We start from the raw sequence: 22,349 nt of genomic DNA on the forward strand, positions 1-22,349 counted from the left end.
TGCCCCCCGACAGATGCTGTTGCCTGCCCAGACTAGCGGTTGCGCTAGTGAGAAATCAACTCCCTATGGTAGTCGGGTATGACGCCGTCTGCGGTCCTCCGTTTTCGCCGCGGTGATACCTCAAGGCACCGCACCGCGCCCTCAGCCTCAAGTCTATGGTCAAGCCTAGACACAAAACGATCCTCCAAATCAGGATCGTCAGACTGGGCCTTCAACCCGCTGCGAAGAACGGCAAGGGGCGATCTGTTACTCCGAGCCGGAGCTGTGAACGTCCGCATCCGGACAATGTCTCAATGTCTGCAAGTGGCGCGACGCTGCCCGCCTCGATCCGCAGAAAATCAATCGAACTGGGGACAAGCTGACTTTGGCGGACGGTTGTTCGCTTCATCGGTTGACTTGAAAAGGCACTCATGCCGGCTGGAGCGATCACAACGGATGTGTGAAACGCGCTCAAATCTGTGATCTGGCGAGGCTGGATATCCAGTCAGAGATCTTCTGGCCGGCTGTGCGGCTTTGCCAGTCCGAAAACGTGTAGGGCTTCGAGACCCCTGCATCCTTGTCGAACACGGCCGTTTGAGTGAGGGCGAATTCGCGGTCGAACAGACTGATGTTCGCCTCGTCATTGAGCCGTAGAGCGCGATCATCGATGTTGGTCGAGCCGACCGAGGTCCAGATATCGTCGACAATGATCAGCTTGCAGTGGAAGAAGGTCGGCTGATATTCGCTGATCTTCACGCCGGCCTGGAGCAAATCCCCCCAAAGGTGCCGTGACGCCTTCCTGACGATGCGCGCATCGGTCTGTGACCCAGGGACGATGATCTGGATGTCGACGCCGCGCTGGCGGGCTTCAAGAAGCTGCCTGCGCGTGAGCTCGTCGGGAACGAAATACGGCGTGGCGATCCGAATGTTCTTTTGCGCGGCCGCAAGCGCGGTCATCAGCATGAGATGCATGACATTGCGCTGATGGGTTGAGCTCACAACGACCTGGGTAGCGCGGTCCCCAGTTGATTTGATCTCTGGGAAAAACCGGTCTCCTAACAGCAGTTCGCCGGTCGCTTCGATCCAGTGCTCTGCAAAAGCAGCTTGAAACTCAGCCGCAACTGGTCCTTCGACGCGATAATGGTTGTCTCGCCATTCATCTGGCGAACGCGCGTCTCCCTTCCACTCGTCGGCAATGCCAACACCGCCCGTGAAGCCGATGCGACCATCGACGATCAGCAGCTTCCGGTGAGTTCGATTATTGACCCGGTCGATGGTGTACCAGGTTACCGGTCTAAACCGCACGACCTCCACGCCTGCGTCCTGCATGCGCTTGATCAGCCGCTCATCCATCGGGAGGCTGCCGACCCAGTCGAGCAGCACTTTGACGCTCAGTCCATCCCGTGCCTTAGCCGAAAGCGCGTCTGCAAATTCCTCCGCGATATCGCCACGCCAATAGATGTAGGTTTCAAAGCTGATGGTCTGGCGAGCGTCGCGAATAGAGCGCAGCATCGCCGGAAAAATCTGATCGCCGTTGACGAGGGTGTCGACCTTGTTGCCGGGGATATAATTGGACCCGAAGAGCGCGCCCATCGATGTCTTGAGTTGTTGATCAGACGAAGTCAGGCGATGCGGCAATGGCTCCCTCAGCTCCTGGGGCTCGGGCAGCAGGTTGAAGACAACGAGACATCCCGCCGCTCCCAGAAGCGCCGATGCCAGCGCGATAAACGCCGGACTTCCCCGCAACTTCACGCGAACCTCGAAGCAATGTTGCGCAGATTTGGTCCAATCGTAGTGATCATCGGCACCGCTCGATCATGCTGCTACCTTTCCTGCAGCTAATGTCACACAAGCCCGACACACCTCTCGCAGAGAGGTTGCGACCGCGTCAGTAGAGCCAAGATCCGCTGAAGCGTTCGAGGCTTGCGCGAGCTGCCCAAGAACGAGGATGGCGGTCGGCATGCGTCGCCGCAGTCGCTTGACGGCATACTTTATTTGGGCGGTACCTTGCGGGCCGATGGAGCAAAGGCAGATCAATGCGGGATTCTGCTCAGCGAGGCGCTCTAGACCAGACGTCAAGAGGGTGGTTGGCGGAAGTGCCTGAGCGGCCAAACCATGCTTGCCAAGTATCTGGCTCAACATAAGCGCAGCGGCTTCGTCGAGTTGTGACCTCGCGCCAATGCAAACCACGCGATCGCTCCCGTGAAACGCATCGTTCAAATCGACTGCCATCAGAACTGGCAGGTCCGATGCACCTTCACGTTCATCGGTTTGTTCGACGGCGGCCGCGGTCTCTGGATCAGCCGTTGCGCCCGCCAGCTCGGGACGACGATCTTCGTGATCGGAAAGGTCCTCGACGACCTCGCGAATGCTGGCCAGAATCTGGTTTCGCCGGGCAGCATCGAGAACACCGCGAGCCTCGTCGGCCGCAGCCAGTCGCAACCCTTCGATTGCCACCTCGTCGTAATAGGCCGATAAAGAGCGCTCCTTGAGCACCTCCTCCGCTTTGTCAGCCGCTTCTGATGGGTCGCCAGCAAGGACGCGTTGATAGAATATCTCGGGCGCTGAAAGCGGTGGGCGATCCCCTAACATGACGTCGAGAAATTCCAGCCGCTCGACATGGCGACCGAGAACCACCAGACAAACGGTCAATGGCGTCGCAAGAACCAGACCGATGGGGCCCCATAACCAGGTCCAGAACGTTGCCGCGACAATGATGGCGACAGGCGAAAGCCCAGTTGAGCGACCGTAAGCCAATGGCTCGACGACGTGACCGACAAGCGGTTCTGTGATCGCAAAAAGACCCGCTGTCAGCGCCAGCATCGTCCAGCCTGGATCGACCGAGGCGGCAATCACCATCGGGAACACAGCCGAGAGCACCGCTCCAAGATACGGAATAAACCTAAGGATGGCTGCCAAGATGCCCCAGAGCAGCGAACTCGGCACTCCGATCGCCCAAAGACCGCAGCCCACCACGATGCCAAAGCCCGCGTTGACGACAAGCTGAGTGAGGAACAGCCGGCTTAGGCGCTTGCCGGCGTCATCGAACGCGGCCGTGGTCTTCTGGAGATCGTGGGTTCCGGTCAACCGGATGAACCGGTTTCGAAGATCCTCCCGCTTCAAGAGAATGAAGACGACAAAGATCAGCACGATTCCGGTTGTGGTCAGAGGGTGGATCAGCGGAGCCAGAAAGGCCTGCAGCGTTTCGATCGCGCCCGGCTCCGGCTGATGCACTTCGACCGGGATCGGGCGTCCGTCGCGTACAGGGCTTGGCGGGTCGGTTGGGCCGGGTGATTCCGCCTTGGGACGATCAAGCTCCTTACCCAGATCTTGTAAAACATCCGCGGCGCGGCTCAAAACGCCGCTTCCGGCTCCCGAGCCTTTCAAAGCGGCGATCTTGGCGCGGATGGTGCTCTGATAGGTCGGCAACTCACTCGCCAATTGCGTCGCCTGGCCAACCATGGCCATCGTCAAGGCCGCCAAGGTCGCGAACGCGGCCAAGACGACGACGAAAACCGCCAGCGCTCGTGGGACACGGAGCTTCTGCAGACCCTTGACAAGCGGCGCCAGGACGAAGCTGAACAGGATCGCGAGCGCCATCGGGACGAAAACCTCGCGCCCAAAATAAAGTGCAGCCACGATAAAGGCTCCGATGGCGACGTTCGAGACGACGTCAGCCGGGGACCTTGCCGACGGCGCCGAGAGGGTTGGCGTAACCTCAATCGCAGGCATCGATCGGTTTCCTTCAATCTGGACGCCGACATGAAGCGGTCGACGGAAGGGCACCCGTCGGGACGAGCTATTTCTTTGACGATTGCGGCCCAGCAGCATCGCCGGGAGGAACCGACCATGTCGCCGTCCAGGTCTCGCTCAAGGTGCGATTTCGTGCTCTCAGGAACATGCGAAGCTCGGCCGACTGGCCGTCCGGCAGCGTTACGTCGACGATGGCGCGCGCGCCTTTCAGAGGGGCATTGAATGTCAGGATCTTCGTGGTGATCGCGCCAGCGGTCGTCGTCGCAACGAGTTCGAGGCGATCGGGTTCGCTCTGATAATAGGGGAGATCGCCGCCGGCGAAGTCGACGATGAAGCGCTTCGTGCCCTTGCCCTCGGCAACGCCGTCCTCGATATCCGAGCCGTTGAAGGTTTGCTGTACCTGGGCGTAGGGATGCAGGTGCCAAGTCGTTGAAATTGCCGAGATGCGGTAGCTGAACTCGGCAGCCGGCCCGCTTTGCAGCGGAGTTTTCGGCGTCCAGCAGGCGACGATGTTGTCGAACGCCTCATTCACCGTCGGGATTTCGATGAGGTCGATCCGCCCTTCGCCCCAGTCGCCCTGTGGCTGGACCCAGTAGCCCGGCCGGGCATCATAACGCGCTTCAAGATCCTGGTAGCTGCCGAAGTCGCGGTCGCGCTGCATCAGGCCGAAGCCGCGCGGGTTCTTGTCTCCGAAACTCGATATGCGTAGCGCTTTCGGATTGCGAATGGGCCGCCAGATCCATTCTCCACTGCCAGACTGCAACATCAGCCCGTCCGAATCGTGAATCTCGGGACGGAAATCGGTTCGCTGACCGAGATCGCCCTCGCCGGCCTGGAACATCGAGGTCAACGGTGCGATCCCGATCCGCTCGATCTCCTTGCGTGGGATGATCGTGGCGGTCACGTCCATGGAGGTATCGCGGCCCGGCCTGACGACATAGCGAAACGCTCCTGCGACGGACGGGGAGTCGAGCAGGGCGTAGATGACGAGCTCGGTCGTGTCGCGAGACGGCTCCTCCACCCAGAGCGCCCGCATGAACGGGAACTCCTCGGGACCCTCACCGCCGACATTCAAGGCAAGCGAGCGCGCCGAAAGTCCGTAGCGGTGACCACCGCCGATCAACCGGAAATAGCTCGCGCCCAGAAATGAGATGAGCTCGTCCTGCACTTTCGGATCGTTCAGGTTGGTGGTGACCGCGAAACCCGCGAAGCCGAGTGCTGGGGAGAGGTTCTTGGGAACAGGGACTTTGCCGTATTCGAACAGGCTGGTGGTGAACGCAATCGGGACAGCTGTTCCGTGGTTGATGATGTGAATCTGGACCGGCTTGTTATGCAGAAAGCCGAGATGGAACGGCAGAAGGCGGAAATCCGAGCCGCCTTCGCGCCAGAAGGCCTTGTCGCGGCGAAAGCGGATTTCGCGATAGCTATCATAGGTCAGCTTCGACAGCTCGTCGGGGATCTTCGCACTCTCGACATCGAAGGGCTGCTTGGCCAACGCCGTTGCTTGCTGCACGACGTCTCCATAGCTGAAGGTTCCTTTGGGTGCCTGGGCCTGCACTGAACGGCTTGCGAGCGCGTAAGCGCTCGAAGCCAGAGCGAGAAACGCGCGGCGGGATGGTGCATACACGGATAATCCCCCCGGATTCAAATTGACCTCGATGGGCCGACTTTAGAACTCTGATAATCTAAGCGGGTTCCGCGGACCCACTTCCCTCTGCTGCCTCCGATCGCCGTCCGCTTGGCGTTTTTGTAATCGAACAGTTAGCGACTGATCCCAGAGGGCAGAGTGGCAACTACAGGTGCCGAGACTGCGCCATCGGCTGGGAACGAAGCCGGTCGGATCATCCAACAGCAGACGGCCAAGCAGAACGAATTACCGCGAAAGGGGGTACACAATGCGAACCTTTCGCGCCGTGGGCTCCGAGGCCGGCGTACTAGCATCGTCGCCAGAAGCAATCGCATGGGCGGGTTGCTCAGTGTCTGCGAGCTTGGACTTGAGCCGCTCGCTGAGCTCCACCTGCGCGATCCCCAATTCCGTTCTCTTGTGCACATCATTCGCTTGCGCAAGTGAGCTGCCTGCGAGCAGTACCAAAACAACTAGTGTCGAACGCCGCATATCAACCTCGTGGTGAAATTGGGCTTCATTATTTTCGGAGCGCATGACCGCGCCAAAAAGAAACGAAGGATGGCCCATTGGCCATCCTTCCAAATTCTTCAGTTGACCTCACGGGTCACCTTGCGGGTGATGCGGTCGCCGTAGGCATTTGTGTGAGTGACCTTCTTGGTGACGCGGGTGGTGCCGTGGTGCCCAACATCGCGGCGGATAACGACTTTGCGGACACCCTGCCGATGACCGTGACGCCAGCCGCGATGAAGGCCATTGTCGACATGGCGGCGTTCCTTGACGATCACGGTCTCAGCCGAGGCCGGGGCAGCAGCAATCGGGAAAGCCAGAAAGGCCAGGGGAGCCAGCAGCAGATACTTCTTCATCGGAGAACTCCAGGTTTGCATCGTGGAATTCACAGAACGACCACCGTTTGGAATGGTTCCAAATAGGACCATATCGGGTCGTCGGCGCGCTTCGGCCCTCTGCAATTCAAACGACGAAAGGGGTTTGAAGTAGCGCCGCAAGCCATGGCTGCGCCGGAGCGATCTGCATCCGCTGAAGAGTGACCTAATTTCACCCCAGCAGTTTTGCTGGATATTTCTCGCACTCGTGAATGCGGTACGATGGATCTCAGTCCTCGCAAGGGAAGAGCAGCTTTCCAGTGGGGACGATCCTGAAGATGGAGTCGCTCTTGAACTCAACCGGCGTTCCATCGTCGAGCGTGTAGAACGTCCGCTTCAGCTTTGACGGGGCACGCCACACAACGACAGTGAAGACGTTCCCATCTTCATCGCACCAGCGTTCTCTGAGAAGTTCGCGCGTCGGAGGGGTCGAACCGACCTGCCGGCAGTTGGCAGCATCCCTTCGAACGATGTGTGAGATTGTCATCTGAACGGCCCCTAAGCGTGCTCAGGGATGGCCCTCACCTTCAGTAGTAGGTGAGGGCCATAGATCCGCTACTCGATCACCTGGATGATCTTGCGGGTCTTCGGCTCGACGATCACGGTCCGATCATTGACCACGGTGTAGCGATAGCCCTTAGTGCCGAACTCGGCCGGCACCTCGCGATAGGTCACGCCGCTGTCCGGCAAGACGACGCCGACGCGGACATCCTCGCGATATCGGTAGGATGGCACTTCATGCGCCTGGACATAGGTCTTGAAGCGCGGTGTGGAATCGCCTGCGATGCCGCCGACGACGGCGCCACCAACTCCGCCGACCACTGCCCCTACCGGGCCGCCAACGATCGCGCCGCCGACGGCGCCAGTCGCAGCGCCAGCGGCCGCGCCACCGCGCGCGCCTTCGGGATTCTGGGCGAGAGCAGTCAGCGGGAGCATCGCGATGGACGCAGCAAGAATGATCTTCTTCATCGGTCGATCTCCTGAATTTCCCCCAGACGCAGGCCGCAACTTTGAACCCCTCTAAACTGTTCCGCATTCCTCCCAGATTTTCGTGATTTTCCCTCTTAAAATGCCGATTCTGAACAAAAATTCAGGAAAACCTGAATATCCATTCAGAAAACTAGCGTTGCAGGGGTCGCAATATTTCCGTGAATATAGCGATCACAAATAGGGGTTTGTTCTTACCCGTGCGCCCGACCCCGGAAACTGAGGAAGGAGTCAAGCCACAGGATGGTTGTACTTCACGATTGGCTCGTCCTGGTCGTGTAGAAAGCTGACGGAGGTTACTTCGATCTGCAAACGTCCGCTTGGCGGCCAAACGCCAACTTCCGTCACAAGAGCCTTTCGCGATAGGAATAATGCCGGGTCGACCCATGCTCACCGCCATGGAGATATGCGAGACAGAGCCCCATCCTTCAGTACGAACTGGTGGAACAGGGCCGCACCAGCATGGGCAAGTGCGAGAAGCACGAGGCCGTTGGCCGCGAGTTCGTGCCAGCCATTGATCGAGCGGCGCAGAGCGCGGTTGTCTGCGGCGAAAGCTGGGATTTGGACGAGGCCAAACAGATCCCAGCCACGCGCACAGACATTGGCAAACCCCACGATCAGCGTCGCCGCGATAAGCGTATATAAGAGGGCGTAAACGGCATGCTCTATTATTCGCAAGTTGCCGGAATTCACTGATGCCGGCCTGGATCCCTTTGTCAGGCGCCAAAGGAGCCGACCCGCATAAACGACGATGAGCAGGCCTCCGAGCGTGATATGGGCCGACCACATACTGTGTCGCCACTCCCGAGGCAGAACCGCTTCGCTCTGTGCCATGAGCCAGAGCAGGGCTATCAGGACCGCGGTCAGCCAGTGAAAGCGGATGCTGATATTGTCGTAGCGGACCGAGGTTTGGACGGAAGCCATCGCATTATCCTTTGAATGTCATGCGCCGCCGATGAGGATGCCCGTGGCCAGGACGAGAAGGCCGCCGAGAATGATCTGGAACATGGCGCGTCCGATGGGCGTCTCCATGTAACGGTTCTGAATCCAGACGATGGCCCAGAGCTCGATGAAGACGACGCACAGGGCGATGACTGTCGCGGTCCAGAAATGTGGGATGAGATAGGGCAGCGCGTGCCCCAGCCCGCCGAGCGCCGTCATGACGCCTGAGGCTAGCCCTCGTTTCCACGGGGCCCCACGTCCCGACAGCTTGCCGTCGTCATGTGCTGCTTCGGTGAAGCCCATCGATATGCCTGCGCCGATGGACGCCGACAGGCCGATCAGAAACGTCGTCCAAGGGTTCTGCGTCGCGAAAGCCGTCGCGAAGNACGTCCCGACAGCTTGCCGTCGTCATGTGCTGCTTCGGTGAAGCCCATCGATATGCCTGCGCCGATGGACGCCGACAGGCCGATCAGAAACGTCGTCCAAGGGTTCTGCGTCGCGAAAGCCGTCGCGAAGATGGGCGCCAGTGTCGAGACCGAGCCGTCCATCAAGCCGGCGAGCCCCGGCTGAATCCAGGTCAGGACAAACTGGCGCTTCGCGGTCTCCTCTTCCTGCCGGCCCTCGTCGCCTGTCGATAATCCATCTTCAAGCGCGACCGCGCGGCGCTCATGGGCAGCTTCGGCAACCGCGAGGTCTCCGAGCAGCTTGCGGGTCGCTGCGTCCGTGCTGCGCGACGCAGCCAGCCGATAGAACGTTTCGGCCTGTCGCTCCATGTCCGCCGCCTCGGCGCGTGCCCGCTCCAGCGGCAGGGTCTTCGCCAGCCAGAGAGGCGGCCGCGCATAGAATCCTTCGACGTGCTCGCGCCTGATCGGGACAAGCGTCGGCCCGAACTTGCTCACATAGAGATCGAGCAGGGCGCGTCGATGCTCGTCTTCCTCGGTGGCCATCGCGTCGAACATCGCGGCCGAGGCAGGATAAGTCTCGCGCAGGTTGGCAGCATAGGCTGCGTAAATCCGCCCGTCCTCCTCTTCCGACAGAATGGCGAGCGACAGGATTTCCTGTGGACCCAGATCGTCGAACCGGCGGCGGCTGGAGCGGAAGATCGGAAAGAGGGATGGCATCGTGCTGTCACCGGATATCGATGCCCGTTCTTTAGAATCTTTCTAAACTGAAATCCAGCCTCTTTCTTGCGACTGCGGCCCGCCATCGCCACCGGCCTGAGCGCGTACAGTGGTTGTCATTGGCTGGTTCCATGAGGCCTGTTGCGTCGGTCGAGCCAGAGCACGGCAAAGAGCACGACATTGAGGAGCGCGAGGGACAGTAGCGCGCCGAACGTCGGCACCGAGCCCATGCGATCGAGTAGCAAGGCGCCTGCGGTCGGTGCGATTGCTTGTGCGATTAGGCTTGGCCGCGCCAGCCTTCCGATCAGCGCCGCGTAGCGCTGAGGGCCGAACTGGGCCAGCGGAAGCGTGCCTTTGGCGATGGAGAAGACCCCGTTGCCCGCGCCATAGAGGATGATTGCAAGCCCGATCGGGCCGACATCGAGCGCCATCAATCCGAGTCCGATCGTGATCAGCCCGAGTGCGGCACTCATGGTCCAGAGTGGATGATGCCGCCCTCCGCCCGCCATCTCGATAACCCGTCCGCCGACCTGCGCTGGACCGACGAGTGCGCCAAGAGCCACGGCCGCCGCGAGACCGATCCCTTGTGCCTGGAGCAGCGTCAGCAGATGAACGCCAACGATGGCACCGATCGCGCCACCGATGACGACGATGCCGGAGAGAAGGAGGAATGCGCGACGCTCCGCCGGGAGCAGGACGGATGCTTCCCCGGAAATCCCCGTCGTCGCGCTCGGCAGGTCCGGCGGAACGCGCGGCAGCATCGTAAGCACGAGCGGCAATGAGATCAGAAGCTGCATGGCTGCATAGACGAAGCAGGTCCCCCGCCAACCGAATTGCTCGACGAGATAGGCTGACAGCGGCCAGCAGACCGTGCTGGCGAAGCCGCCCCAAAGCGTCAGCACGGTGATCGCCGATCGCGCGCTTCCGCCATACAGGCGCCCGAGGGTCGAGAACGCCGCGTCATAAAGACCGGCCGCCATGCCGGCCCCCAAGACGACCCAGCCGAGGACGAATATGGGAAGGTTCGGCGACAGACCGAGGATGAGCTGCCCGCAAGCGATGACAATGGCCGCAGCAGCCAGGACCGGCCTTCCGCCAGTCTGCCCGATGAGGCGTCCGACATAGGGCGCAACGGCGCCCGCCGTGAGCAGGCCGACCGAAAGCGCGCCTACGATCCAGGACAACGGCCATCCCGTATCGGCAGCGATGGGGGCCGCGAGAAGTAGCGCATGTCGAGGTTCATGAACGGCGAGACGTGGAAGACCTTGTCTGCTTCCTGCCTCAATGCGCCTTCCGAACGATCGGCAGGCGCGACATAGCTATGGATCTCGCCGAAGGTGTTGTGCACCTCGTAGACGGTGGCGCAAAGGCTGCCGTCGCGGCGATAGCAGAAATAGGTGCTGAGCGGGTTGAAGGCGTAGCCGAGAATGCGGGGCATGGTCAGCAGGCGGATCGGGCCGCCGTCATGCGCGATTCCGGTTTTCGCCAAGGTTTCTTCGATCTGGGCGCGTAGTGGCCTGCCGCTGCGATCCCCATAATCCGTGTCGCGAAAGGCGTAGAGATTGAAGCGGTTGCGCGAGAAAAATCTGAGCTTCGCCGAAATCCGATCGATCTCGTCGATATCGAGCAGCATCCAGAACACGCGATAGGCCAATGCATGCGGCCTGGGCCGGAACCGATGGTGCCTGACACGGCCGACATAGAGAGCGGATTGCAAGGTCATGCCGCCTGCTCCAGCCGGGGCAGGATCGGAATGCGACCGGATTCGTTGGGGAGCCTCCAGGGCCGGCGGACGCCGCCGAGCGCCTCGGCGACGGCGAGCCCCGCCTGCAGGCCGTCCTCGTGGAAGCCCGATCCGAAATAGGCGCCGCAGAACCAGCTTCGGCGCGCGCCCTGCAAAGACCAGAGCCGTTCCTGCGCGGCGAGCGCAGCCGCATCGAACAGCGGATGCTCGTAGATTTCCTCGTGCAGGATGCTGCCTTCGCGCAGCGTATCCGGCGGGTTGAGCGTGACGAAGAAGGGCCGAGCTTCCGGCAAACCTTGCAGTCGGTTCATCCAGTAGGTGACCGCGCAGGCTGAATCCGGCTGCGCGCGATGGCCGATATGATTCCAGCTCGCCCAGGCGCGGCGGCGCTTCGGCATCAGTGTTTCGTCGCCATGCAGCACGGCGCGGTTGCGGCTGTAGCGGAAGGCGCCCAGCGCCTGAGATTCCGCCTGGCTGGGATCGGCGAGCATGGCGAGCGTCTGGTCGGCATGGCCCGCGAAGACGACGTGATCGAAGGCCTCCGCCCAGCCGTCACCCGCCAGGACGACATCATTTGCCCCCCGCTGAACCTGACGCACCGGCGTACCGAGCCTGACTTCCCCGGAAAAGGCTGCGCGTAGCCGCTCGACATAAACGCTGCTGCCGCCGGTCACGGTGCGCCAGATCGGCCGGTCGCTGAGTTGGAGCAATCCGTGATTGTGATGGAAGCGCAGGAAGGCGGCGGCCGGATAGGACAGGATCTCCGAGCAGGGAGCCGACCAGATCGCGGCCGCCATCGGCAGGAGATGATCGTCCCGGAAAGCGGTGCCGTAGCCTCCGGCGACGAGATAGTCGCCGAGCGAGATATCGGCAGCGTGCCCCGCCAGCACATCCCTTGATGCATTCCGGTAGAAGCGGGTGATGTCCTGCAGCATGGCCCAGAAACGTGGGCGTACCAGATTGCTGCGCTGGGCGAACAGCCCAGCGACGCTGGTGCCGCTATATTCGAGCCGCCCACCATCGAGCGAAACGGCGAAGGACATTTCGGTCGGCTGCGTAGCGACACGCAGATGCTCCATCAGCGCGATGAAGTTCGGATAAGTCGCCTCGTTGTAGACGATGAAACCGGTATCGACCGCCGTCTCGCCGCCGATACCCGTCACGCGAACCGTGTTGGCGTGACCGCCAAGGCGAGAATCCGCCTCGAACAGCACCACGTCATGGGCCTGTCCCAGCAGCCATGCCGCCGAGAAACCGGAAATGCCGGCACCGATCACGGCAATCCGCATCCCCTTGGCCTGTAAGCGTTCCATCGTCGCTGCTGCATTTGTCATGATGGGTATACGCGGCCAAGGCCGGACTGGATTTGCCGCTGCGTCAGCAAAAGCGCGCCGGCCGAGTGAGCCACAGCAACGCTTCGTGCGTAAACGAAGACAGGCCGGGACTTTCCGCGAGGGCGACGATGCCGATGAGTCGAATGAAGCGGGTCGCTGCGGCGATCGGCGCCTTCGCGGCGCATCCCGATCCACGGGCCGCGATCGCCAATACCGTCGCGCTGGTCATCGTCTCGAACCAGCCCTTCTACCCGCTCTATCTTTATTGGGCGGTCTCGCCCGTCGTCACGCCGTCCTATGTCACCTTCCTGTCGACGCCCTTCTTCGCGGCGGTGCCGGCCCTCATGCGGCGCAGCGCCGTGCTCGGGCGATCGCTGCTTCTTGTCGCCGGCATCGGCAATACCTTGCTCTGCCGGGCCGCCTTTGGCCCCGGCTCAGGGGTCGAGGTCTTCCTGTTTCCTTGCCTCATGCTGGCGCTGATGCTGTTTCGCCGCTCGGAACGCGCCTTTGCGTTCGCCTTCACCGCGCTCGCCTTCGCCGCGTACTTGCTGCCGGCAGCGTGTCTCGGCGCGCCGATACATCGCTACGCGATCGACGAATATGCAGCCCTGCAGCGCTTGAACTTCCTCAGCGCCGCATCCCTGACGGCTCTGATCGCATGGCTCTTCGCCGGGCGACTCGACACAATTTCGCACGCCGATGAAACCAACGATGTCCGCGGAGCGTAGACGAGACGCATCTGCCGAAAGGACAACGCCATGAAGCGTCTTCCGCTCGCCCTCGTCCTGGCCGCCCTTTGGTTCGGAGGCGCGGCCGCTCAAGATCTCGACGGGACATGGTTGCGCGATGACGGCAATGCGCGTGTGCGGATCGCGCCCTGCGGCGACAAGATCTGCGCCACCAATCTCTGGATCGGCGACACCAGCAAGGGCGAGGCGGCCGGCGACAAGCTCGTCATGACGCTGGCCCGCCAGCGCGACGGTACGTTTTCCGGCAACGCCTACGACCCCAAGCGCGACTGGACCTACTCGATGACGATTACCGCGACGCCGGGTGCGCTCACCACGCGCGGCTGCATCGTCGGGCGGCTGATCTGCCGCGATGTGAACTGGAAGGCCGTGGAGTGATGGCCTCCGATCTCGTCCCGGTGATCCGGAGCGGTTCCGCCCGCGTATCTCGTATATGGTTCCCGCACTCGCCCTGACCGTGGATGGCATGCGCAACGCGGGATTTGTCGCGCAAGGAGGTCGGTTCATCGTCTTGTTCGACGCCAACAGTCTGATTGCCGCCATCGCGCGCTCGGGTGATCGGGCGGCCTTTGCTGCGCTGTTCAACCATTTCGCGCCGCGCGTGAAGGGATTGCTGATGCGTGGGGGCGCCCCGGCGGAGCTGGCCGAGGAAGTCGCGCAGGAAACGCTCCTGGCCGTCTGGCGGAAGGCCGCCCTGTTCGATCCGGCGAAGGCCAGCGCCTCGACCTGGATCGCAACGATCGCGCGCAACCTGCGCATCGACATTGCCCGACGCGAGACCCGGTCGCGGCTGTCGCAAGTTTACGAGATCTTGGATGAAGAAGCCCCCGAACAACCCGATGCAATGCTCTCCGGCGCCGAACGCGATGCGCGCGTGCGAGCCGCGATGACCCAGCTTTCACCCGACCAGTACCGCGTGGTCGAACTCGCCTTCATCGAAGGTCTCAGCCATCAGCATGTCGCCGATCAGCTCGCCATTCCCTTGGGCACGGTGAAATCCCGCCTGCGCCTGGCCTTGTCGCATCTGCGCGGCCGGCTGGAGGATCTGCGATGAGCATCGTGCATCGCCCATCCGACGAGACGCTGGCCGCCTTCGCAGCGGGTCAGCTCGACGAAGGTCTGGCGGTCGTCGTCGCCTGCCATGTCGAGGCGGATCAGGAGAGCCGGCGACGCCTGCGCGAGCTCGAGGCCGTCCAAGGCGCATTGCTGGATACGGTCGAGCCCGTCGCAATGGCTTCCGGCCCAACTGATGCAGCCACAGCAGCGCCAGCCGAGCCGTCATCGGCGACTGCCCCGATGTCCGAGGCAGGGATGCCGCAGGTGCTGCGCCCCTATGGCCTCGGTCCTTGGCGCCCGATTGGCATCCGCATCGCCATGCGACGCGTCGAGGTTCCCGGGGCAGATGCGCGCGTCTTCATGCTGCGGGCCGGCCCCGGCATCGCCTTGCCGCACCACAAGCATACGGGTTTCGAATGGACGACGATCCTCGCCGGCGCCTACGAGCATGAATACGGGCGCTATACGGCCGGGGATTTCGACGAGGCGGATGCCGAGCATGATCACACGCCGCGCGTCGACCCGGTCGAGGGCTGCACCTGCATCGTCGCGATGACGGGCAGCGTGCAGTTGCAGGGATGGCTCGGCCGACTGCTGCAACCGCTGGTGCGGTTTTGACGATCGCGTCCTTCGCCGCGGCTGTTGTCTTCGTGGCCTTGGCCATGTCTGCCTTCATGGCCCTTGCGACGGCTGTCGAGCGCCGAACAGGCAATTCCGGCTGGATCGACGTGGTCTGGACTTTCGGACTGGGCCTGACAGGTATCGTCGGCGCGTTGCTGCCTTTCGGGGAGGGGCCGATGCCGCGACGCCTGTTCGTCGCGACGCTCGCTTTGGCATGGGCCTTGCGGCTCGGGCTGCATATCGCGCGACGGACAGCCGGCATCACCGAAGATCCTCGCTATGCGAAGCTGAAGCGCGACTGGGGTAGCGATGCCCCCCGGCAGCTCGCCCGCCTGCTGCAGATGCAGGCGCTTGTCAGCATTCCCCTGGGATTGGGAATCGTCCTCGCTGCACATAGCCCCGCGCCATCGCTGGGCTGGCGGGATTTCGCTGGCTTGGCCCTGTTCGGCGCCGGCCTTGCAGGGGGAGCCATCTCTGACGGGCAATTACGGGCATTTGCGCGCTCGGGAGCGGGCGGCGTCTGCGACCATGGCCTGTGGCGCTGGTCGCGGCATCCCAACTACTTCTTCGAGTGCCTGCTCTGGTGCTCCTATGCGCTGATCGCACCAGCGGCTGACTATCCCTGGGGCTGGCTCGCCGTGCTGGCGCCGGCCTGCATCACGCTCCTGCTCACCCGCATCTCCGGCATACCGCCCCTTGAAGAGCACATGCTCGCCAAGCACGGCGAGGCCTATCGCGCATACCAGCATCGAACCAGCGCCCTGATCCCGCTGCCGCCGAAAGGAGCGACGTGATGACGATCATGCAGAGGCTCTCGACCTGGGGTGAAGGCCTCCCTGTTCCCGATGCCGTCAGCCGCATGGTGATTGCGTCACTGGTCGGACGCACCGCGCGTTCGCTCGCGGCTCAGTCGGCGGATGCCGCAGCCTTCGCCCGTGACATGGCGGATTTTCCGATCGCGGTTCACACCGATGCCGCCAACGCCCAGCACTACGAGGTGCCGGCCGCCTTCTTCGACCAGGTGCTCGGCGCACGGCGCAAATATTCCTGCTGCTACTATGCCGATCCCGGCGACACGCTGGCAGCCGCCGAGGAGAAAGCGCTCGAACTGACCGCAGAGCATGCCGATCTTGCGGACGGGCAGGACATCCTCGAGCTCGGCTGCGGCTGGGGCTCGCTGTCGCTATGGATGGCTGAGCGCTATCCGCGAGCCCGGATCGTCTCAGTCTCCAATTCGGCCTCGCAGCGCGCCTATATCGAAGAGCGGGCGCAGCGCCGCCATCTCGGAAATCTTCGCGTCGTCACTGCCGACATGAACGCGTTTGGTACGGAGGAACGTTTCGACCGTGTCGTCTCCGTCGAAATGTTCGAGCACATGGCGAACTGGCGCGAACTCCTCGGGCGCGTTCGCGGCTGGCTGAAGCCGGACGGCCGGCTCTTCATCCATGTCTTCGCCCACCGGCAAGGCTGCTACCGCTTCGATACTGCGGACACAGGCGACTGGATCGCGCAGCATTTCTTCACCGGCGGACTAATGCCGAGCGCGACGCTTGCGCACCAGTTTCCCGATCTCTTCACGGTGGAGGCCGAGTGGCGCTGGAGCGGCGAGCACTACCGCGCCACAGCCGAGGACTGGCTGGCGAATTTCGATCGCAATCTCGGGACGATCAATCCGATCCTGCGTGAGACCTATGGCGCGGAAGCGCCACTCTGGCGCCGGCGCTGGCGGCTCTTCTTTCTCGCGACCAGCGGACTGTTCGGCCATGCCGTTGGCGATGCCTGGGGCGTCCATCACTATCGGTTGCGGGCAGCCTGACGGATTGGCTGGGCCGGGGATTAGACCCAGCCCCAGCCGACAAGGCGCCGGACCACGATAAAGGCGACCCATGCGCACAGGCCGACGACGACCGTGCCATAGACAAGGTCGACGAGCGTGATCGTCAGCGTCCAGGGCCGCAGCGTGGCATAGTTGGTGAGGTCGTAGGTCGCGTAGGCGAGCAGGCCGATGAGCGCGCCATTGAGCAATGCGGTACTCGCGCTACCGTCACGCAGCGCCGGCATCAGCGCGAAATAGACGACCCCGAGCGGAAAACCGAAATAGAACAGCGCCGCCGGCCAGTAGCGCACCTGCTCGACGATCAGGTCGCCGAGCACCGGCCGATAGAGCCTGGCCGTCATCGTGCTCAGCCAGATGGCGTCGCAAATGCCGAATGCGATGAGGAAAGCGATGTAACCGGCAACGAAGCGCATGGCGATCTCCCTGATCCTGCGAGAGATACGCCGCGCGGGCTGACATGGTTCAGTTCCGCTCGCGATCCTGTCTCGTCACGGAAATCCGTTCCCGCGGGCGGAGCGTATAGGAGACGATACCTCCTCGCCCCCAGGTGACCATGACGCTCCGGATTGCCCGACGCACGATCCTGCCGCTGCTCGCCGGGCTTGCCTTGCCTGCCTGCGCAGCCTTGCGCCCCGGCGCCTTGACCAAAGGCGCGCGCGATGTGGCCTACGGCCTGCATCCCCGGCAGCGAATGGATATCTACGTGCCTTCCGACTGTGGCAGCGCGCCGAAGCCGGTGGTTCTCTTCATCTATGGCGGGTCCTGGGCCAATGGCGCCAAGGAAACCTATTCCTTCGTCGGGGACGCGCTTGCTGCTCGCGGCTTTGTCACGGTGATCGCGGATTATCGCCTGGTCCCGGAGGTCCGTTTCCCGGTCTTCATCGAAGACGGAGCGCTGGCGCTGCGCTTCGTGCGAGACAACATCGCCCGCTTCGGCGGCTCCCCGGGAGCCATCCACCTGATAGGGCATTCGGCTGGCGCCTACAACGCGATGATGCTGACGCTGGACAGGCGTTATCTCGCCGCCGTCGGAATGCATGCCGGCGAGATCCGCTCCACCGTCGGCCTTTCCGGCCCTTACGACTTTCTGCCCTTCGACATCGACGTCACGAAGGAAACGTTCGGAAACGCGCGCGACCCCGCCCGGACGCAACCGATCAACTTTGTGCGTCGCGACGCTCCGCCGATCTTTCTGGCGACGGGCTCGGACGACACAACGGTCCTTCCCCGCAATAGCGAGCACCTTGCGCGGGCGCTCAAGAAGGCCGGCGCCGCATCGGTCTCGCTGAAGATCTATCAAGGGCTCGGCCATGCCAGCACGGCCACAGCGCTGTCCCGGATTCTGCAATGGCAAGCCCCCGTGCTCGCCGACGTCGTCACGTTTCTCCGAAAGAGCGCAACATCGGTCTCCTGCCGGATTGAGCCACACTCAAGCTTTGAGAAGCTAGCTTAGCCCTCCCCTATCGCCGAAGCTTCGCGTCACCAGCCGGTTGAGCCTTTCAGCGAATGCGTTCGCGTTTGTCGGGCGATCGCCGTCCAGGACGCGCGCGGTATCCAGGAGCAGATGGGCGACGTCGCTACGCAACGCATCATCTTCGACAGACGCGAGGGCTGAGACCATCGCATGGCGCGGGTTGACCTCGAGGATCGGCTTGGCCGCGCTGTCGACCCGGCCGGCGGCGCTGAGCAAGCGTTCGAACTGGCGATCCGGCCCCTTGTCCGATGCAACTAGGCAGACCGCGCTCTCGGTCAATCGATCGGAGGTTCGGACGTCAGCGACCTCGTCCGCCAAGATCTCCTTCATCGACGCGAGCAGGGCACCGATTGTCTCATCCGTTTCAGCGGAAGAAGGCGTTGCGCCGTCGAGTAGCGGGATGAGACCGAGATCGGCCGCACCTTGGGTCACGGATTTGAACGCATTGCCTTCGAAATCCGGTGCTGCCGAGGCCCAGAAGCTGTCGATCGGATCCGACAGCAGCAGCACCTCGATGCCTCGCGCCCGAAAACCTTCGAGCTGCGGGGAGTTGGCGATCCGGGAGGCGTCGTCGCCGGCGATGTAGTAGATCGCGGTCTGGTTGTCCTTGAGCGCGCCGACATAGTCCTTGAGGCTGCGCCACCCTTCGCCGGAGGCCGTGGTCCGGAAGCGAGCGAGGCCGAGCAGTTGCTCCCGGCGCGCGAAATCCTCGTACAGTCCTTCCTTGATGACGACGCCGAAATTGTCCCAGATCAGGCGGAATGTATCCGGTTCCTGTTCGGCCAGTTTCGCGAGATCGGCGAGGACACGGCTGGTGACACCCTTCTTGATCGCCCCGAGCATCGGGCTGTCCTGGATCATCTCGCGAGAGACGTTGAGCGGCAGGTCGGCGGTGTCGACGATGCCGCGCACGAAGCGCAGGTAGCGCGGAAGGAGCTCGGCTTCGTCCGTGATGAAGACGCGCTTCACGTAGAGCTTGATCCGCCCCTTGCGGTCGGCGTCGAAGAGATCGAACGGACGCGCGCCCGGGACGAAGGCGAGCGCGGTATATTCGTGCAGGCCTTCGGCGCGAAAATGGATCGTGGCCGCCGGCTCGTCATATTGTCCCGCAACGCTGCGGTAGAAATCAGCATATTCGTCCTTCGTGATCTCGCTTTTCGGCCTGGTCCAGAGCGCGGCTCCGTCGGAGAGGGCGACCGCATCGGCGCCCGGCTCCGTGATCAGCGAGATCGGGACCGGTACATGGCCGGACTGTTCCGTGACGATGCGCTCCAGCGTCCAGCGTTCGGCATAGGACTTGGCCTCCTCCATCAGGTGAAGCGTCACGCGCGTCCCGCGGGACGGAGCCGCGTCCAGCGCCGCAGGCGCCACGGTGAACTCGCCCTTGCCGTCCGAAGACCAGATCCAAGCTTCGGCGCTGCCGGCACGGCGGCTGAAAACCTCGACCTTCTCGGCCACCATGAAGGCGGAATAAAAGCCGACGCCGAACTGGCCGATGAGCTGCGCGCCGTCCTTGCCATCAGCGGTTGCTACCCGCTCCATGAAGCTGCGCGTGCCGGAGCGGGCGATCGTGCCGAGAGCTTCGATCATCTCGTCATGGCTCATACCGATGCCGTTGTCGGCAATGGTCAGCCTGCCGGCCTCCGGATCGGCCGAGATGGTGATCGTGAGCTTCGGGTCATCCCCCAGAAGCGCGGGGGTGCCGATCGCGTCGTAGCGCAGCTTCTCGCAGGCATCAGCTGCGTTCGATATCAGCTCGCGCAGGAAAACGTCCCGGTCGGAATAGACCGAATGCACCATCATGTGGAGCAGGCGGGAGACGTCGGCTTCGAAGCTGCGATGCTCGGCTGTGGCGGTCGTTGTCATTCGGATTTCTCGAATAGATTGGCGGCGGGGAGACGCTGGCAGAGAGCGATATCGCGCGGGCCCGCGGCGAGCCAGCCTGTTTGCTGACGGCCGGGGGTATAGAGAGCGCCGTTCACCCGCTCCCCGACGCTTGTCGGTTAGACAACGTCCTGACCAGAGCAAGTATGGCGTTCAGGCGCGCGGTCGCGAACTCGCCGGCGCCAGGCAACTGAGCCTCGATGTGAGCGGCGACGGTCTGCCACGTTGCCGATCCATCCCGCGTCATGACGGCTAGGAGATTATCCTTGAGCCCATACGTTGCGCTCTCAGCATTGGTGATGAGGGCCTTGAAGCGGTCGGAAGGCGAGAGGTCCTTAGGTTCTTGTGGGGCATCGGTCATGTCGGATATCTGATGCGATTGAGGAAATGTCGGGGATTTCATGCGGCCTCTCGCCTAGGCCTTCTCGCGAAACCGGTCGATCGCGCGTTGTGCGAGATCATCCTCGTCGAGCGCCAGCGGAACCAGCGAAGCCACGATATAGGCGAGGTTGTTTCGCTCCAACTCGTCCGAACCTTCCGGAAGCGCCGGCTTGAGTTTCGACCACGCCTTTTCCAAAGCAGCTTCGGCGCGGGCCAAGTCGATGGGATCGGTCAGTGATGAAAAGGGCATGGCTCCCCTCAGCATGCCTAGAAATTTGGACGTTAGAAGTGGGCGCCGCGGAAACCGCGGCGCCCACGATGCTCAATAGTCCATGCCGCCGGCGGGCATGGCCGGTGCCGCGTCCTTCTTCGGCGCCTCGGCGATCATCGCCTCGGTGGTGATCAGCAGGCCCGCGACCGACGCCGCGTCCTGGATTGCCGTGCGCACGACCTTGGTCGGGTCGATGATGCCGGCCTTGACCAGATCGCCGTACTCGCCGGTCTGCGCGTTGTAGCCCCAGGCGTAGTCCTGCGACTCCAGCAGCTTGCCAACCACGACCGCGCCATCGCCGCCCGCGTTCTCGACGATCTGGCGGGCCGGAGCAGTGATCGCCTTGCGGACGATCTCGATGCCGGTGCGCTGATCGTCATTGCCGGGCACGAGCCCTTCGAGCGCCTTGACCGCGCGCAGCAAGGCCACCCCGCCGCCCGGCAGGATGCCTTCCTCGACCGCTGCGCGGGTGGCGTTCAGGGCATCGTCGACGCGGTCCTTCTTCTCCTTGACCTCGACTTCGGTCGCGCCGCCGACGCGGATGACCGCGACGCCGCCGGCGAGCTTGGCCAGGCGTTCCTGGAGCTTCTCACGGTCGTAGTCCGAGGAGGTTTCCTCGATCTGCGCCTTGATCTGCGCGACCCGGGCGTCGATCTCGGCCTTCGCGCCAGCGCCATCGACGATGGTGGTGTTCTCCTTCTCGATCCGGACCTTCTTGGCGCGGCCGAGCATGTCGAGCGTAACGGTCTCCAGCTTGATGCCGAGATCCTCGCTGATCGCGGTGCCGCCGGTCAGGATGGCGATATCCTCGAGCATCGCCTTGCGGCGGTCGCCGAAGCCAGGAGCCTTGACGGCCGCGATCTTCAGGCCGCCCCGGAGCTTGTTGACAACGAGCGTGGCCAGAGCCTCGCCCTCGACATCTTCCGCCACGATCAGCAGCGGCTTTCCGGTCTGCACCACCGCTTCCAGCAGCGGCAGCATCGTCTGGAGACCCGAGAGCTTCTTCTCGTGGATCAGGATGTAGGGATCTTCGAGCTCCGCGACCATCTTCTCGGTGCTGGTCACGAAATAGGGCGAGAGATAGCCGCGATCGAACTGCATGCCCTCCACGACATCGAGCTCCGTCTCGGCCGTCTTGGCTTCCTCGACGGTGATGACGCCCTCGTTGCCGACCTTCTTCATCGCCTCGGCGATCATTTCGCCGATGGTGCGGTCGCCATTGGCCGAGATGGTGCCGACCTGCGCGACCTCCTCCGAGCCGGTGATCGTCTTGGAATGCTCGCCGAGCGACTTCGTCACCGCTTCGACGGCGAGATCGATGCCGCGCTTCAGGTCCATCGGATTGATGCCGGCGGCCACCGCCTTGGCGCCCTCGCGGACGATCGCCTGGGCGAGCACGGTCGCGGTCGTGGTGCCGTCACCTGCCGCGTCGTTCTGCTTCGAGGCCACCTCGCGCACCATCTGGGCGCCCATGTTCTCGAACTTGTCGGAAAGCTCGATCTCCTTGGCGACGGTGACGCCGTCCTTGGTGATGCGCGGCGCACCGAACGACTTCTCGATCACGACGTTGCGGCCCTTCGGACCCAGCGTGACCTTCACGGCATTGGCAAGCGTGTCGACGCCGCGCAGCATCCGCTCGCGCGCGTCCTGCGAAAACTTCACGTCCTTCGCAGCCATGATTCCTCACTCCTTCAGACTTGAGGTTTCA

Annotated in this window: 22 protein-coding genes and 2 pseudogenes; 7 read left to right on the plus strand and 17 right to left on the minus strand. The window is 62.9% G+C overall.

The features are described from left to right. Positions 1–450 precede the first annotated feature (450 nt). From Q9235_RS25640 to Q9235_RS25695, 12 genes and pseudogenes are all read right to left on the minus strand, one after another. Positions 451–1,731, minus strand: a complete 1,281-nt coding sequence (locus tag Q9235_RS25640; RefSeq protein WP_306224563.1) for a phospholipase D-like domain-containing protein — start codon at positions 1,729–1,731, stop codon at positions 451–453. A gap of 63 nt (positions 1,732–1,794) precedes the next feature. Continuing rightward, positions 1,795–3,711 (minus strand): AI-2E family transporter, encoded by a 1,917-nt coding sequence (locus Q9235_RS25645; RefSeq protein WP_306224564.1) that lies wholly within the window; start codon positions 3,709–3,711, stop codon positions 1,795–1,797. A 67-nt stretch (positions 3,712–3,778) separates the two neighbouring features. Next, on the minus strand, positions 3,779–5,359 hold the full coding sequence (locus Q9235_RS25650) for an OpgD/OpgG family glucan biosynthesis protein (RefSeq protein WP_306224565.1): 1,581 nt from the start codon (positions 5,357–5,359) through the stop codon (positions 3,779–3,781). A 246-nt stretch (positions 5,360–5,605) separates the two neighbouring features. After that, on the minus strand, positions 5,606–5,926 hold the full coding sequence (locus Q9235_RS25655; RefSeq protein ID WP_306224566.1) for a hypothetical protein: 321 nt from the start codon (positions 5,924–5,926) through the stop codon (positions 5,606–5,608). A 20-nt stretch (positions 5,927–5,946) separates the two neighbouring features. Further along, a complete protein-coding gene (locus tag Q9235_RS25660; protein ID WP_306224567.1) occupies positions 5,947–6,222 on the minus strand; it encodes a hypothetical protein in 276 nt (91 codons plus the stop codon). Between the two features lie 573 nt (positions 6,223–6,795). Beyond that, positions 6,796–7,209, minus strand: a complete 414-nt coding sequence (locus Q9235_RS25665; protein ID WP_306224568.1) for a DUF1236 domain-containing protein — start codon at positions 7,207–7,209, stop codon at positions 6,796–6,798. Between the two features lie 408 nt (positions 7,210–7,617). Further along, entirely contained in the window at positions 7,618–8,151 is a 534-nt protein-coding gene (locus Q9235_RS25670; RefSeq protein ID WP_306224569.1) for a cytochrome b, read from the minus strand. 18 nt (positions 8,152–8,169) lie between these two features. Further along, positions 8,170–8,523, minus strand: a pseudogene (locus tag Q9235_RS25675) (VIT1/CCC1 transporter family protein); the annotation flags it as partial. A gap of 39 nt (positions 8,524–8,562) precedes the next feature. Then, a pseudogene (locus Q9235_RS25680) lies at positions 8,563–9,290 on the minus strand (ferritin family protein); the annotation flags it as partial. A gap of 116 nt (positions 9,291–9,406) precedes the next feature. Beyond that, positions 9,407–10,474, minus strand: a complete 1,068-nt coding sequence (locus Q9235_RS25685) for an MFS transporter (protein WP_306224571.1) — start codon at positions 10,472–10,474, stop codon at positions 9,407–9,409. Further along, entirely contained in the window at positions 10,459–11,013 is a 555-nt protein-coding gene (locus Q9235_RS25690; protein ID WP_306224572.1) for a DUF1365 domain-containing protein, read from the minus strand. Before Q9235_RS25690 ends, Q9235_RS25685 begins: the two co-directional genes overlap by 16 nt. Next, the gene (locus Q9235_RS25695) at positions 11,010–12,347 is read right to left on the minus strand and encodes an NAD(P)/FAD-dependent oxidoreductase (protein WP_306224573.1); all 1,338 of its coding nucleotides are present in this window, start codon (positions 12,345–12,347) and stop codon (positions 11,010–11,012) included. Before Q9235_RS25695 ends, Q9235_RS25690 begins: the two co-directional genes overlap by 4 nt. Before the next feature lie 164 nt (positions 12,348–12,511). Here Q9235_RS25695 and Q9235_RS25700 point away from each other — a divergent pair, with 164 nt between their 5' ends. The 6 genes from Q9235_RS25700 to Q9235_RS25725 are packed head-to-tail and all read left to right on the plus strand — an operon-like array spanning position 12,512 to position 16,610. After that, positions 12,512–13,096 (plus strand): hypothetical protein, encoded by a 585-nt coding sequence (locus tag Q9235_RS25700; RefSeq protein WP_306224574.1) that lies wholly within the window; start codon positions 12,512–12,514, stop codon positions 13,094–13,096. Between the two features lie 30 nt (positions 13,097–13,126). Beyond that, complete coding sequence (locus Q9235_RS25705; protein WP_306224575.1) at positions 13,127–13,495, plus strand: DUF2147 domain-containing protein; 369 nt, start codon at positions 13,127–13,129, stop codon at positions 13,493–13,495. Positions 13,496–13,550: 55 nt separating this feature from the next. Next, the gene (locus tag Q9235_RS25710) at positions 13,551–14,171 is read left to right on the plus strand and encodes a sigma-70 family RNA polymerase sigma factor (RefSeq protein WP_306224576.1); all 621 of its coding nucleotides are present in this window, start codon (positions 13,551–13,553) and stop codon (positions 14,169–14,171) included. Continuing rightward, positions 14,168–14,791 (plus strand): ChrR family anti-sigma-E factor, encoded by a 624-nt coding sequence (locus tag Q9235_RS25715; RefSeq protein ID WP_306224577.1) that lies wholly within the window; start codon positions 14,168–14,170, stop codon positions 14,789–14,791. The genes Q9235_RS25710 and Q9235_RS25715 overlap by 4 nt, the downstream gene beginning before the upstream one ends. Positions 14,792–14,835: 44 nt before the next feature. Beyond that, the gene (locus tag Q9235_RS25720) at positions 14,836–15,588 is read left to right on the plus strand and encodes a DUF1295 domain-containing protein (RefSeq protein WP_306224578.1); all 753 of its coding nucleotides are present in this window, start codon (positions 14,836–14,838) and stop codon (positions 15,586–15,588) included. Further along, positions 15,588–16,610 (plus strand): SAM-dependent methyltransferase, encoded by a 1,023-nt coding sequence (locus Q9235_RS25725; RefSeq protein WP_306224579.1) that lies wholly within the window; start codon positions 15,588–15,590, stop codon positions 16,608–16,610. The genes Q9235_RS25720 and Q9235_RS25725 overlap by 1 nt, the downstream gene beginning before the upstream one ends. Before the next feature lie 20 nt (positions 16,611–16,630). Here the strand turns inward: Q9235_RS25725 and Q9235_RS25730 are convergent, their stop codons facing one another. After that, on the minus strand, positions 16,631–17,044 hold the full coding sequence (locus tag Q9235_RS25730; protein ID WP_306224580.1) for a DUF2177 family protein: 414 nt from the start codon (positions 17,042–17,044) through the stop codon (positions 16,631–16,633). A 140-nt stretch (positions 17,045–17,184) separates the two neighbouring features. Between Q9235_RS25730 and Q9235_RS25735 the strand changes: the two genes are divergently transcribed. After that, complete coding sequence (locus Q9235_RS25735) at positions 17,185–18,084, plus strand: alpha/beta hydrolase (RefSeq protein WP_306224581.1); 900 nt, start codon at positions 17,185–17,187, stop codon at positions 18,082–18,084. On the opposite strand, the gene htpG is transcribed toward Q9235_RS25735, so the two are convergent. The 4 genes from htpG to groL form a co-directional block, all read right to left on the minus strand. Beyond that, positions 18,076–19,971, minus strand: coding sequence for a molecular chaperone HtpG (gene htpG / locus Q9235_RS25740; RefSeq protein ID WP_306224582.1), 1,896 nt, complete (start codon positions 19,969–19,971; stop codon positions 18,076–18,078). The two genes, Q9235_RS25735 and htpG, sit on opposite strands and share 9 nt — an antisense overlap. 112 nt (positions 19,972–20,083) lie before the next feature. After that, positions 20,084–20,392, minus strand: coding sequence for a hypothetical protein (locus Q9235_RS25745; protein WP_306224583.1), 309 nt, complete (start codon positions 20,390–20,392; stop codon positions 20,084–20,086). Positions 20,393–20,404: 12 nt separating this feature from the next. Then, positions 20,405–20,620, minus strand: coding sequence for a hypothetical protein (locus Q9235_RS25750; RefSeq protein ID WP_061966298.1), 216 nt, complete (start codon positions 20,618–20,620; stop codon positions 20,405–20,407). Between the two features lie 72 nt (positions 20,621–20,692). After that, entirely contained in the window at positions 20,693–22,318 is a 1,626-nt protein-coding gene (gene groL, locus Q9235_RS25755) for a chaperonin GroEL (protein ID WP_306224584.1), read from the minus strand. Positions 22,319–22,349: the final 31 nt, after the last annotated feature.

Source organism: Bosea beijingensis (assembly GCF_030758975.1).
Lineage (GTDB): Bacteria > Pseudomonadota > Alphaproteobacteria > Rhizobiales > Beijerinckiaceae > Allobosea > Allobosea beijingensis.

Coding starts and splice junctions, on each gene's coding strand:
- Q9235_RS25645 (WP_306224564.1), bottom strand. CDS start 3,711: ATGCCTGCGATTGAGGTTACGCCAACCCTCTCGGCGCCGTCGGCAAGG.
- Q9235_RS25655 (WP_306224566.1), bottom strand. CDS start 5,926: ATGGGCCATCCTTCGTTTCTTTTTGGCGCGGTCATGCGCTCCGAAAAT.
- Q9235_RS25660 (WP_306224567.1), bottom strand. CDS start 6,222: ATGAAGAAGTATCTGCTGCTGGCTCCCCTGGCCTTTCTGGCTTTCCCG.
- Q9235_RS25665 (WP_306224568.1), bottom strand. CDS start 7,209: ATGAAGAAGATCATTCTTGCTGCGTCCATCGCGATGCTCCCGCTGACT.
- Q9235_RS25670 (WP_306224569.1), bottom strand. CDS start 8,151: ATGGCTTCCGTCCAAACCTCGGTCCGCTACGACAATATCAGCATCCGC.
- Q9235_RS25690 (WP_306224572.1), bottom strand. CDS start 11,013: ATGACCTTGCAATCCGCTCTCTATGTCGGCCGTGTCAGGCACCATCGG.
- Q9235_RS25695 (WP_306224573.1), bottom strand. CDS start 12,347: ATGGAACGCTTACAGGCCAAGGGGATGCGGATTGCCGTGATCGGTGCC.
- Q9235_RS25700 (WP_306224574.1), top strand. CDS start 12,512: ATGAAGCGGGTCGCTGCGGCGATCGGCGCCTTCGCGGCGCATCCCGAT.
- Q9235_RS25705 (WP_306224575.1), top strand. CDS start 13,127: ATGAAGCGTCTTCCGCTCGCCCTCGTCCTGGCCGCCCTTTGGTTCGGA.
- Q9235_RS25710 (WP_306224576.1), top strand. CDS start 13,551: ATGGTTCCCGCACTCGCCCTGACCGTGGATGGCATGCGCAACGCGGGA.
- Q9235_RS25715 (WP_306224577.1), top strand. CDS start 14,168: ATGAGCATCGTGCATCGCCCATCCGACGAGACGCTGGCCGCCTTCGCA.
- Q9235_RS25720 (WP_306224578.1), top strand. CDS start 14,836: ATGTCTGCCTTCATGGCCCTTGCGACGGCTGTCGAGCGCCGAACAGGC.
- Q9235_RS25725 (WP_306224579.1), top strand. CDS start 15,588: ATGACGATCATGCAGAGGCTCTCGACCTGGGGTGAAGGCCTCCCTGTT.
- Q9235_RS25730 (WP_306224580.1), bottom strand. CDS start 17,044: ATGCGCTTCGTTGCCGGTTACATCGCTTTCCTCATCGCATTCGGCATT.
- Q9235_RS25735 (WP_306224581.1), top strand. CDS start 17,185: ATGACGCTCCGGATTGCCCGACGCACGATCCTGCCGCTGCTCGCCGGG.
- htpG (WP_306224582.1), bottom strand. CDS start 19,971: ATGACAACGACCGCCACAGCCGAGCATCGCAGCTTCGAAGCCGACGTC.
- Q9235_RS25745 (WP_306224583.1), bottom strand. CDS start 20,392: ATGAAATCCCCGACATTTCCTCAATCGCATCAGATATCCGACATGACC.
- Q9235_RS25750 (WP_061966298.1), bottom strand. CDS start 20,620: ATGCCCTTTTCATCACTGACCGATCCCATCGACTTGGCCCGCGCCGAA.
- groL (WP_306224584.1), bottom strand. CDS start 22,318: ATGGCTGCGAAGGACGTGAAGTTTTCGCAGGACGCGCGCGAGCGGATG.